We start from the raw sequence: 12,430 nt of genomic DNA, 5'->3' as shown, positions 1-12,430 counted from the left end.
GGAATTTGTTCCCATAAATTCTAATGGTCATATTAATTTAATGATAGACCAATTAATCAATAGTGACGGGGTGAGTCAATGTTTTCGTACGATCAGGTCCAGCAGTTAAACCGCTTGGAAATTGAAATTTATAAGTATATTGTGGGTCATCCCGCTGAAGTAAGTACTATGACGATTCGACAATTGGCCGACCATAGTCACGTCTCAGCAACGACTATTTTGCGTTTTCTAAAGCACATGGGCTATGATGGCTACGCAGAATTTAAGTTCACATTAAAAGAACAGTTACGGCAAGATGCCACACAACCGTTAGCTCAGACAGTTGTACCGATGCGGACGTTTTTTGACCGCATGAACTTACCCGATATCACGGCTAAACTTCATCGGGTCGCAGAACTGGTTCATCAAGCTCGAATGGTCGTACTGATTGGGTCAGGGACGAGTGCTGGCCTGGCCGCGTATGGCAGCCATTTATTCGCTAACTTTGGTTTATATAGCTTGATGATTAGTGATACGAGTCAGCCCCATCCGGTTCAGCAACAGGATTTATCGGATACCGTCTTTTTCGCACTTTCAGTATCTGGAGAGTCTGAAGATATTATTGAACAAAGCGTTTATTATCGGCAGAGTGGCGCGAAGGTGGTCGCTATTACCGCTAGCAGTCATTCGACGTTAGCTGGGATTGCGGACGTGGTGTTAACTTACGATACCCCGGAAGTTCAAGCAATCAGTGGTGGTAGCACCTTGTCCCAGTTGCCCGTCGTTTATTATCTGGAACAATTAGCTATGATTATTCAGCCATTAACGTAAAGGTAATTCAAACCAATCTTTGGAACATGTTCTAAAAATAGAACAAATTCCGATGGATGGAACAACACCCATTTTAGAGTGAAAGGGTATACATTTTGAGAATGACAGGTATAATGAATTTTGTAGGAAGCGTATTCATGGGTACAAATGTCAGATGACAGGACTACTTTGTAACGGACGAACTCAATTTTATGTAAACGGTTAACTATTGATTGACCGTTAGCTTACTTAAATTATTCTGATTGTTTGAGAATGTTCGTTAAATGAATATGCACAACAAATTATTTTAGGGGGTCACGACATGAGCGAAAACAATAACAAGTCGAGCTTTGTTAATGACCGACTTGTCCCTTTCTTTGGCAAGATTGCTGGTTCTCGTCACTTAATTGCCTTACGTGATGGGATGACATTGGCAGTGCCAATGATTATTATCGGGTCGGTCTTCATGATCATTGCGCAATTCCCTATCAAGGGTTATCAGACCTTTATGGCCAATACCTTTGGTTCGAATTGGGCAACGATCGTCCAATATCCAACTAACGCCTCGTTCCATATCATGGGCTTGATTGCGGTTATTGGGATTTCTTATAACTTGGCAAAGAGTTATAAAGTCGATCCAATCTCTGCCTCAATTGTTTCGTTAGGCGCTTGGTTCTTAACGATTCCATTAAACACCGATAAGGCAGGAGCACTGTGGGTACCATTAACCCAACTTGATTCGGCGGGGTTATTCACGGCGCTACTGATTGGGTTGTTTATTACTGATTTTTACGTTTTCATGGTGCATCGCAATTGGACGATTAAGATGCCTGATAGCGTGCCACCGGCAGTTAGCAACTCGTTTGCAGCCTTAGTACCCGGTTTCGTCATCTTATTCTTGATGTGGTTACTGCGGTTGGCTGTTGAAGCATCACCAATGCAGAGTATTCCTAACGTGATTTCATTCGTCTTAGCTAAACCATTAGGCTTGTTGAGTAACACGTTACCAGGGGCCTTGGTTGCTGAATTCGTTGTATGTATTCTTTGGATTTTCGGGATTCACGGTGCCAACGTGGTTTCTGGGGTCATGCAACCAATCTGGTTAGCTGCGATGTCTCAAAATGCGGAAGCGCTTAAGGCTGGTAAGGCTTTACCAAACGTTGTGACACAACAATTCTTCGACAACTTTGTCCACATGGGTGGTTCCGGTGCGACCTTGGGACTGGCTTTCATGATTGCCTTTGTTGCCAAGAGTGCCGAATTCAAGACATTAGGTAAGCTGGTTATCGGACCCGCATTGTTCAATATCAATGAACCAATTGTCTTCGGGTTGCCAATCGTTATGAACTATCGGATTGCCGTTCCGTTTATCTTGGCACCGTTAGTTAATGTTACGACGACTTACATTGCAATGTCGACGGGCTTAGTTGCAAAGACGGTTGGGGTCATGGTTCCTTGGACGACGCCGCCAATTATCTCTGGTTACTTAGCAACGATGCACATCTCAGGTGCGGTATTACAAATTGTTAATATTGTGCTTGATGGTGCCATCTACTACTTCTTCTTCAAGGCCTTAGATCGTGATAAGGTTAAGGAAGAAAAGACCTTTGCTGCTAAAGAAGCTGCTGGCGAAACGGTCGAAGCTTAAGTTAAATCATTAATGTAGTAATCGTATAAATACCACCATTAGCGACTTGCTGAAAGTCTGTTGATGGTGGTGTTTTAATGTCGATTTTTGAGAAGCGCGTGCAGATTAAAGCGAACCGAGTGACTTGGAATTGTCACCGGGTTCGCCTTTTATTAACGGGTATGAAATTGTGGGTGCAACATTCGGGGGTGACCATGGTCAGTACCCTTGTACTGCAATAGCCAATAAGCGTTTTGCGGCAAAGCGCTACGGGCAATGACGTGTGCAACGGTGTAGCGAATCGTGTCGGCATTAGCGTCAGTCCATAAACGCCAAGTTGGTAACTTAGCTGCTTGAACCGGTTCCCAATCGCCCAATTCTTGTTCACTAGTAGTTAGTGCGGTGAGTAAATCAGGCCGTTCGGAACCAGTCAGTTCGATGTAGTAGCAATACGCTTGCGGATGCAGGGTGTTGGGCTGGCTCATGATGAGATTGCTCCTTTGGATGGTTTTAACGAGTTATCGTTGACTTAAATAACCTTATCATCAATCATAGTACAACCGTTTGACTAAATTGACTAGCTTTTTCGCTTACTGTTATTAAAATGTAATATTCAAACTTGCAATTAAAAATAATTGAGTGTTGCGCCTTGACCTGGAACGCGTTTCAGCACGTATATTAAGTGGTGAAAATAACGAGGGGGTGCAGCACGAATGGAAACGGGAATTTTAAAACAGATTGATTTAACAACGACAACGGAACGGTATTTCTTCGTGCAAGTACAACGACTGGCCGACTATGTCTGGATTCGCTCAGTTCAAAACTTTAAGCCTTTAGAATTAACGGTTCGGGTGAGTGATTTACAGGTGAACAAGCACCAGGCCGTTGCTGACCGGGGGAATATCAAATATGAGTTTAACGACGATACCGGGGGACTGGTGACGCAACTTGCTGGCTGGGTGCACTAAGACGGTGACAGACAAGCAGTAACTGTGATACTTTAGGCAATCAACAACCAATAATACTAATGGCAGCAATCAATTTTAACTAGGTTAGGACTAAATCAGGCGCGCCACTGAAGGCTATACTGCTTCAGTGGCACGCCTGATTATCATTAAAAGATCACTTGGTATTATCACTGTAAGTGATTTTATCTAAACCTTGGGTATCATAATTGAGATTGGTTTTGCCGTCATACACGGTATTCTTGGCATTTAGCTTGGTTTCCATGTTGGTAAGGGTCTCAGTACTGAGCCCCAGTTGGGTCCGAAGGCGGTCCGACGTTTGTTGCAAGGCCTTTGTACTTAAAATCTGATAGGAACTCGTATTGATCCAAGCGGGTGAGCCAATGACTTGAGTCGACTGGATGTGTTTCATATTGGCACGATCATGCGTCGCTAACCCAACAAGGTCGTTAAAGCTAAGGTCAGTTTGTAAATTACCCTTCAGTGAAGTGAGTAATTGATTGTAGCGACTATAGGTCTTAGTCTCGGCGAGTTTGGCGAGAACCGCCCGCATGACTTGTTGTTGCCGTAATTGACGGCCGTAGTCGCCCCGGGGGTCCTGATAACGCATCCGTGTATAAGATAGCGCCTGTTTACCATTGAGATGGTGTTTGCCCTTGGTTACTGTGATGTGGTCGAATGAAACGTTGAGTGGACTAGTGATCGTCACGCCTCCAACGGCATCCACGATTTGTTTGAGACCGCCCATATTGATAGTTGCATAGTAATCGATAGGCACGTTGAATAGCTTGCTAACACTAGCCTTGGCCATCTTGGAGCCACCAATACTGTAAGCGGCGTTGAGTTTTTGAACATTTGTGTCCTGATCACCGACCATTTCTGCTAATGAATCGCGTGGAATGCTGGTAATGAGCGTTTTCTTGGTCTGCGGATTGATCGTAACGACCATAATGGTGTCAGAATTTCCCTTATCAATACGACCGTCTGCCCCGGTGTCAACACCTAGTAGTAAGATGCTGAGTGGCTTAGTCGTATCGATTTTAGTACTGCTGTTTCCCGTATAGATCGTCGATTGGTAGCGCGCCTGTGCCTGGCGAATAATTAAGCCAATCGCTACGAATGCGATAACGATAATGATGCCGACCGCAATTAACACTGGCCGTAATTTTGAAGATGCTGAATGCCGCATGTTCAAATCCTCCCTTAATTAAAGGCGTTAAGATGGTTCCCGGATAACGTCTTTGTCTTGAAATCACTGTTTCTAGCATACCCGGTCAGTACGATCCCGGAAAATACTTATTTTGAGTGTACTTAATTTAAAAAATAGATACCACCTAAAAGAATTAGATTGGAAACTGAGCAAATTAGGAGCGGTCACTTACGGACAGTATTACGGCAGAAAACGGATTCTTGGCTTATACTGACAGTGAACTTAAATATATGAAGTGAGGTTTGGTAATTTGACAGTCTTTCGCGCATTTTCTAACCAAGAAGTTTTAGATTATTTAGCAACGCAAGTCACTGACGGGCAGGTCTTCACTGACGAGGAGACGCTGAAAAAATACTCTTTCAGTCCGCGGTTGACCGATGACGATAGTGGCCTTGCCTTAGCCTATGTTGAAGCACATACGACCAAGGACATTCAAGGAACGTTGAAAACGGCCCGTAAATACCACATCGCAGTGATTCCCCAAGACCAAACAACGAGCACTGTTATCGGTGCGGACGGGTTAACGGACAGTCTGATTCTTTCAACCGCCAAGATGAACCGAATCATCGAAATTAGCAAGGCTGATTCCATCGCCGTGGTTGAACCCGGCGTCGTTAACGGTGATCTGGATAAAGAAGCACGCAAGCAGGGTATGTTCTACGCGCCGGACCCTGGTTCTAAGCCCATCTCTGGGATTGGCGGTAATGTGGCGACAAACGCTGGCGGGATGAGTACGGTCAAGTATGGGGCTACTAAGGACAATGTCTTAGGCGTTAAGGTCGTTTTAGCCGATGGTCGCGAAGTTAAGTTAGGCGGTCGGACGCTAAAGCAGGCCTTTGGTTATGATTTAACGCAATTGATGATTGGCTCGGAAGGCACGTTAGGAATCATTACCGAAGTAATCGTTAAACTGTTGCCGATTCCGCTAGGGACCCCCGTGATGGGCGTCGCCTTTTTCGATAATATGACGGCCTTGGCTAAAGCAGTCACGGCGATTCGAATCTCCGGTGTTTATCCAACGATGCTAGAGGCATTGGATGGCAATACGGTTGCGGCACTCGATCGATACGAGAAGACGCACTATGCTAAGAATAGTGCGGCGATGTTGATTTTTAAGCTTGATAATGGTGGTCAGGATAGCATGGCAGTCGTTAAGAAGATACTGGCCGAACAGCAAGCCAACGATGTTAAGATTACGACCGAGCCTAAGGAACAGGCAGCGCTAGAACAATTACGGCGCGATATGCTGCCGGCAGTTTTTGCTGGTCAGAATCATATTATGGAAGATATGGCCGTGCCATTATCGCAATTAGCCCCATTAATGGACTATATTCAAGAACTATCCAAGCGGTTAGACGTCGAAATCTATACGGCTGGACATGCTGGCGATGGTAATGTGCACCCGACCTTAGTGTGGCCAACGTCGGTAACCGAAGTGCCTGAAAAAATCATTATTGCGCTACAAGAAATGTTTAAGAAGACGCTGGCACTTGGTGGGACGATTTCGGGTGAACACGCAGTCGGAATGTTGAAAAATCAATGGAACAATGCCGAATTAGGCGAAGATGTTGATATGTTGCAACATCAGATCAAAGCACTCTTTGACCCGATGAATATTTTGAACCCGAAACGTAAAATCAATTAACCCAACGATTACAAAGCGCTTAAGTTTTGATAGCAGTTGTTGGTCAGATATTGCGTAACTTGGTCATCGTGTCTTATTATTGAGATAGTCCCAAAAATGAGTTGTTGGTTAATGAGTCACTAAGAATGTGCAGTGTGGATTAACCGATGCGAAGGAGGCCCCAAGTGATACCTAAGAGTGCACGAATCCGAATTGAATTTGATGCCGAAGTACTCCGCAACGAGATTTTTGATGTGCATGATTTCGCCAGTTTTCAAAGCTTCTGGCAGCGATTTGAGAATTTCTTGGCCGATCGCATGGTCGTTGGTCACCTGAACGTGTTAGAGGGCCGCGGCCTGATTCCTAGTGATTTTGCAGATGTTGACGGACACTTAGCTTACCAAGTTGGTGAAGATGCGCACCAAATTGCGTATGACCAAATTGCGCGTGAGTGGACCATCACGATCCGTTAAGGTAGATTGAGAGAGAATAGAGTCTTATATTGGAGCGATATTGATTGAGCACAACAAATTCCCAAGCAAGTGCAGATAATGATCAGCTTTTGCCAGCACCCCCGGAACTTTTGCAAGCTGTTGATCAGTTGAAAGCTTATTCGTTACGTTATGAAGTTGCGATGAAGCTCGTTTTAGATAAGTTAGATTATATTAGTCGAGAGTATGAGCTTCGTTACGGCTACGCGTTAATTGATAGCAAGCAGTCCCGGATCAAGTCGCCTGAGAGCATTGTTGGTAAGATGCAACGTAAGCATTTACCGTTAACGTTAAATGCGGTGTTTAATAATTTGCATGATATTGCGGGTATCCGGTTGATTGTTCGTTTCCTAAGCGATGTCAAGACAGTCGAGAATTTATTGGCGACTCAGGCTGACATTAAAGTATTACGAGTGAAGGATTATATTCATCATCCTAAAGCTAATGGCTATCAGAGTTTGCATTTAATCCTCGGGGTGCCGGTCTACACTGTTGATGGGCCGAGCATCATTGAGGTCGAACTACAAGTACGGACGATTGCCATGAACTTTTGGGCGTCGTTGGAGCATGAATTAAATTATAAGAAGAACGTTCCGCATCAGGACGCATTGCGAGCGTCATTGACTAAGAAGGCGCAGTTAATTACGGAGCTGGATCAGGAAATGGACGATATCAAGCAACGGATGTATGAACCTAAGACGCCCCCAAAAGAAGTCTAAAAAATGCCCGATTATTAGCAGGTAATTGCTAATAATCGGGCATTTTGGGGTTTTCTTGACGCGAATCAAGTCCATCCATGCACATGACTGGTATCTTATATAGAAGAAAGTAATTAAGAAGTTAGATTGCTTTTGCAATTAAAGGGTTCATGTTACTTTTAATATGCAAGATAATTTCCAAGGCATATTGATAATAATTAATTTAATGGGAATAGCTAGATTAATTAAACTAACAATCGAATAGTGGGGTTAAATTCAGTGTTCAGCCAAATCTTTGACTGGTTTTCCTCGGTACCACCAGTCGTTGATAAAACTGGCCAGTTCTTCCGGTGATTCATGTAGTCCTGTTTTTAACCAATAACGGACAACACCAACGATACCATTGAGATAATACTCAAACATGTACTCTTTTTCGCGATTGCCAATACCAGTGATCTCAGCTTGGTTATGTGCTAAGATCTCACGCTTAGTTGTTGCGATAAAGCTCATCAGAAAATCCTGGTCGGTTGTTAAGATGAAGGAAGTAACGGCGTGGCGTTTCTTAACCACCTCAAAAATTCCCGTCAGAATGGCTTGTAAAGAGTCGGGATTAAGATGTTTATCAATAACAGCTAGCAGTTCTTCCGTGGCATCTTGTTCCATCTTCTGCATGCAATCTTTGACGTCTTCATAATGGGCGTAAAAGGTGCCCCGGTTGATATCTGCGGCCTTGCAGACAGCAGTGACCGTAATCTCATCTAGTGACTGATGTTGGAGTAAGTTGATTAGACTATCTTGAATTAGGCGTTCGGTCATTTGCGAACGACGGTTGTTTTTAGTACCTACCACTGAAGTTCACCTCATTATTTGAACAATATACTATTGTTTGTTTATTTAATGACGATTTTATGAAAATTGTTGGTTGAAATTACACCGGTTTTCATTTAACATGTTGTTATTATTTAAACACATTGTTGATTAAATGTCACGATGTCGTTTTAAGAATCTGAATTAGGGAAGGGATATAACGTGAAAGGGAGCCGTAGACGTTTTACAATCCAAGCGATTGTTTGGCTAGTTGTGATGGTAGCGGCCATCATCTTCCTGCCAAATATCAGCAGTCTGGTACGTGATAAGGGCCAGACCAAGTTGCCAAGTAGTGCCAAGAGTCAAGTCGCACAAGTCATTCAGAATCATTGGGGGCGTAATCAAAATAATACGCGCCAAGTGGTGGTGGTCTTCAATAATGGTGATTCACCGTTAACGAGTGACCAGAAGCAAGCAATCGATGGGACGATTCAACGCTTCAAAGTGCAGAAATCAAAATATCACGTGAAATCAATGACGGCTGCCAGTGATAATGCTGCTGCCAAAAAGCAATTGATTTCAAAAGACAAATCCACCCAATTACTACAATTAATGGTTGGTAAGAACCAGACCGTCGCGAACATGACCAAGAATATTACGGCCGGTGCTAAAACGGCTGGGGTTAAGACGTACGTGACGGGGAGTGACATCTTAAATGATGACTTCACTCAGGAAACGGAAGCAGGGATTCAGAAGACTGAAATTATTACCGTTATTTTCATTTTCATCGTGTTAACGTTAGTCTTCCGCTCGCCGATTACGCCGTTAGTTTCACTGTTGTCAGTTGGGGTGTCGTTCATTATCTCGCTGAGCGTTGTGATGAACCTCGTTAATAAATTTAACTTTCCATTGTCGAACTTTACCCAAGTCTTTATGGTCGTGGTCTTGTTCGGGATTGGGACCGACTACAATATTCTACTGTTCGATCAATTCAAAGAAGAACTCAGTCATGGCGATAGTCCGGTCGCCGCGACTGGGCGCGCGTTAAAGATTGCCGGACGAACGATTCTATACAGTGGATCGTCACTATTGATTGGGTTTAGTGCCCTCGGGTTAGCGAACTTCTCAATTTACAAGTCAGCGGTTGGGGTTGCCATTGCGGTTGCTATCCTATTGCTCGTCTTGTTAACGTTGAACCCATTCTTCATGGCGTTATTAGGACCACGGTTATTCTGGCCAACGAAGAAGTTTGCTGGTGGTAGTACGAGCAAGATGTGGCACGGCATTGCAGCGTCATCAGTTCGTTACCCAATCATCGCCCTGGTCGTTGTTTTAGGGGTTTCATTGCCATTTATCTTAACGTATAACAATGAGTTGAACTATGATACGTTGGCTGAATTAAACGACACGATTCCAGCGAAGAAGGGCTTCCAAGTTGTTCAGGATCACTTCTCCAAAGGGACGGCTGAACCGTCAACGTTATATATCAAGACGGATCATGCCTTAAACAATGAAAAAGATCTAAAAGTCATCGACAGCTTAACGAAACAGTTACAAAAAGTTAAGGGTGTTAAAACCGTGGCGTCTGTCACCCAACCCGGTGGCTCACAAATCGATCAATTATACGTTGGCAACCAATTAGGCACCGTCACTAGTGGAATGAAGTCTGCTAGCAAAGGGCTAACTAAGATTGGTAGCGGGTTAGATAGTGCCAATAGTAAATTGAAGAGTGCCGATATGGATGGTAGCGCGAAGTCGGCTAAGAAGTTAGCTGATGGGGCGGATGAAGTTTCATCAGGACTCAATACTTTAAATGGTAAGACTGGAACCCTTTCAAGTGGGGCTAGTCAGTTGGCAAGTGGTTCGAGCTCGTTAGCGAGTGGATTAGTTACTTATACTAATGGTGTCTACACGGTCAATAATGGTTTGAACCAGTTGAACAGTAAGACTGGAACGTTGGCTAGTGGAGTTAATCAGTTGACTACAGGTGCCAATAGTCTGTTTAGTGGGACGAGTACTTTGAGTTCTGGGTTAGATACCCTGAATGGGTATAAAACAAAGATCTCTAGTGGAACTGGAACTTTAACTTCTGGAGTTTCACAACTGCAAACTGGTGCATCTGCGTTAACAGCCGGTCTTCAAAAAATGCAGACCAGTGTTAACTCTAGTGTCTCAGATGCGACAAGTACTGCTAATACACAAAAATTAAATGATTTACAAAAAGGTTTAGAGCAATTAAATGAGGCAATGAAACCGTTGCTGTCTACTAGCTCGACTTCGCTACCAGATATTAGTGGAATGACAACAACTGCTTCGACTCTGGCGGACAACAGTAATGCTGTTCAAAACGATGCAGCTAATTTAAAAACAGCTCTGGGTGAATTGCAAAATTCTGCATCTGGAGTAAGCTCCGTTAGCTTAAGTGATAGTGATATTCAAACAATAGTTGATGCAGTCAATAAGAACGGTGGGACGGCATTAACAACACAGCAAACTGCTGCATTAACTGCTGCGTTAACTGCTGCCGGCAAACAAATTAGTCAAAAGGTTGAGAGCGCAAGTTCTTCGATGTCGTCAAGTATTAGCTCAACCCAGACAAGCGCACAGCAGTTGCAAACAGATCTAGCAGCAATGAGTAAGACAGGTGAAACCTTAACTAAGGAGTTGGATACACTCTCGACATTGAGTAGTGAATTGAAGCAGCTATCTAACTTGCAACAATTAGCTAAAAAATCAACGGAGGCTAATAATGGTTCTTTGGAAGTTATCTCAAAGCTGCAATCTGCGATTAGTGGGATGCAACAGATTCAATCTGGCTTAAACGGTACCAATGGATTGGTAGATGGCTCTCAACAAATTACTACTGGCTTGAACCAGCTTCAAAGTGGGGCAAGTTCCTTAGCATCACAATTAAATACGTATACCGATGGCGTCTCAACAGCTGCGACTGGTGCAACTAAAGTCAATAGCGGTGCATCACAAGTGTCAACTGGTTTGACAAGCTTACAAGGGCAAATTCCAACGCTAACGAGTGCCATCAGTGCGCTTGATTCTGGGACTAACCAATTAGCTGCCAACTCTTCAACGTTAAATAGTGGTGCTTCACAATTAGCCAGTGGGACTGCAAGTTTGAACTCGCAAGTACCAACCTTGGTAAGTGGTGTAAGTAAGCTTAACAGTGGTGCCTCGCAAGTGGCCTCTGGTAACGAACAAATGTACACCAGTATCCAGAGCTTAGTGGGTCAGATGAAGACGCTCCAAGATGGTTTGAAGACCGCCAGTGACGGGACTAAGACAATCAACAAGGGTGTTGGCTCAGCTAACAGTTACTTGACTGGTTTGAAGAATTCTGCAGCTTCTAAGACGTATTACGTGCCAAAGAGCACTTTGAAGGGTAAGACTTACAAGTCTGCTTTGAAGGCTTATATGTCTGGTAACAACCACGCAACGAAGTTAACAATCGTCTTGAATGAAAATCCAAGTTCGAAGTCAGCGATGGATAAAGTAACGGCAATTCAAAAGCAAGCGACGAATAGCTTGAAGGGAACTGCGTTAGATGGTGCCACCATTGCGATTGGTGGTCAAACGTCTGAAACGAACGATACCCAAGCAATTGCTTCTAGTGACTTCGTTCGGACCGCTGCAATTATGTTGGTCGGAATCCTGATTGCCTTGATGGTTATCACGCGTTCTGTCTTACAACCGTTCTACATCTTAGGGACTTTGTTATTGGCTTACATTATGTCCTTGAGTATTACACGGATCTTGAGCAACTGGTTCTTGGGTCAAAGCATGTTAACTTGGAACACACCGTTCTTCGGGTTCATCATGTTGATTGCGCTTGGGGTCGACTACAGTATCTTCTTGATGATGAAGTATCGTGAATTTGATAATTCGGCTGCGACACCAAGTACTCGAATTGTCAGAGCTTCCGCCGTCATTGGGGCCGTGGTCTTATCCGCTGCCTTGATCTTGAGTGGGACGTTCGCCGCCTTGATGCCATCCGGTGTCTTGACGTTGATTCAAGTGGCGATGGTTGTGATTATCGGGTTGATTATCCTGGTATTCGCCATCCCAACGATTATTCCAAGTTTGATTCGCTTAACTTATCCGTTGACGGATCGTATGGAAGACGAAACCACTGCTGAAAAGCAGACGAAACGAAATCGTCAATAAAATAAGTCAGTTATGCGATAATAAGTGTAACCAACTGGCGCCG

General features: G+C 43.9%; 10 protein-coding genes. 7 read left to right on the top strand and 3 right to left on the bottom strand.

Annotation, left to right across the window (positions count from 1 at the left end; all coding sequences use genetic code 11):
* Positions 1 to 78: 78 nt before the first annotated feature.
* Entirely contained in the window at positions 79 to 810 is a 732-nt protein-coding gene (locus E5260_RS14140; RefSeq protein WP_003641860.1) for a MurR/RpiR family transcriptional regulator, read from the top strand.
* Positions 811 to 1,111: 301 nt separating this feature from the next.
* The gene (gene celB / locus E5260_RS14135) at positions 1,112 to 2,437 is read left to right on the top strand and encodes a PTS cellobiose transporter subunit IIC (protein ID WP_003641861.1); all 1,326 of its coding nucleotides are present in this window, start codon (positions 1,112 to 1,114) and stop codon (positions 2,435 to 2,437) included.
* A gap of 152 nt (positions 2,438 to 2,589) precedes the next feature.
* Here celB and E5260_RS14130 read toward each other — a convergent pair whose 3' ends face one another.
* A complete protein-coding gene (locus E5260_RS14130) occupies positions 2,590 to 2,901 on the bottom strand; it encodes a hypothetical protein (protein ID WP_003641862.1) in 312 nt (103 codons plus the stop codon).
* Between the two features lie 228 nt (positions 2,902 to 3,129).
* Between E5260_RS14130 and E5260_RS14125 the strand changes: the two genes are divergently transcribed.
* On the top strand, positions 3,130 to 3,384 hold the full coding sequence (locus tag E5260_RS14125; protein WP_003641863.1) for a hypothetical protein: 255 nt from the start codon (positions 3,130 to 3,132) through the stop codon (positions 3,382 to 3,384).
* Between the two features lie 154 nt (positions 3,385 to 3,538).
* Here the strand turns inward: E5260_RS14125 and E5260_RS14120 are convergent, their stop codons facing one another.
* Positions 3,539 to 4,570, bottom strand: a complete 1,032-nt coding sequence (locus E5260_RS14120) for an LCP family protein (RefSeq protein WP_003641864.1) — start codon at positions 4,568 to 4,570, stop codon at positions 3,539 to 3,541.
* 271 nt (positions 4,571 to 4,841) lie between these two features.
* On the opposite strand from E5260_RS14120, the gene E5260_RS14115 reads away from it, so the two are divergent.
* The 3 genes from E5260_RS14115 to E5260_RS14105 all read left to right on the top strand — a co-directional run bounded on the left by E5260_RS14115 (position 4,842) and on the right by E5260_RS14105 (position 7,425).
* Complete coding sequence (locus E5260_RS14115; protein WP_011100951.1) at positions 4,842 to 6,236, top strand: FAD-binding oxidoreductase; 1,395 nt, start codon at positions 4,842 to 4,844, stop codon at positions 6,234 to 6,236.
* Between the two features lie 146 nt (positions 6,237 to 6,382).
* On the top strand, positions 6,383 to 6,688 hold the full coding sequence (locus tag E5260_RS14110; protein WP_003641866.1) for a hypothetical protein: 306 nt from the start codon (positions 6,383 to 6,385) through the stop codon (positions 6,686 to 6,688).
* Between the two features lie 44 nt (positions 6,689 to 6,732).
* Positions 6,733 to 7,425, top strand: coding sequence for a GTP pyrophosphokinase (locus tag E5260_RS14105; RefSeq protein ID WP_003641867.1), 693 nt, complete (start codon positions 6,733 to 6,735; stop codon positions 7,423 to 7,425).
* Positions 7,426 to 7,680: 255 nt separating this feature from the next.
* Here the strand turns inward: E5260_RS14105 and E5260_RS14100 are convergent, their stop codons facing one another.
* Complete coding sequence (locus E5260_RS14100; protein WP_187350755.1) at positions 7,681 to 8,220, bottom strand: TetR/AcrR family transcriptional regulator; 540 nt, start codon at positions 8,218 to 8,220, stop codon at positions 7,681 to 7,683.
* 213 nt (positions 8,221 to 8,433) lie between these two features.
* Between E5260_RS14100 and E5260_RS14095 the strand changes: the two genes are divergently transcribed.
* Positions 8,434 to 12,387, top strand: a complete 3,954-nt coding sequence (locus E5260_RS14095) for an MMPL family transporter (protein WP_024002185.1) — start codon at positions 8,434 to 8,436, stop codon at positions 12,385 to 12,387.
* Positions 12,388 to 12,430: the final 43 nt, after the last annotated feature.

It is taken from the genome of Lactiplantibacillus plantarum, assembly GCF_014131735.1.
In the GTDB taxonomy this organism is placed as follows: Bacteria; Bacillota; Bacilli; order Lactobacillales; family Lactobacillaceae; genus Lactiplantibacillus; species Lactiplantibacillus plantarum.
This window is presented reverse-complemented; position numbering and strand designations above follow the sequence as displayed.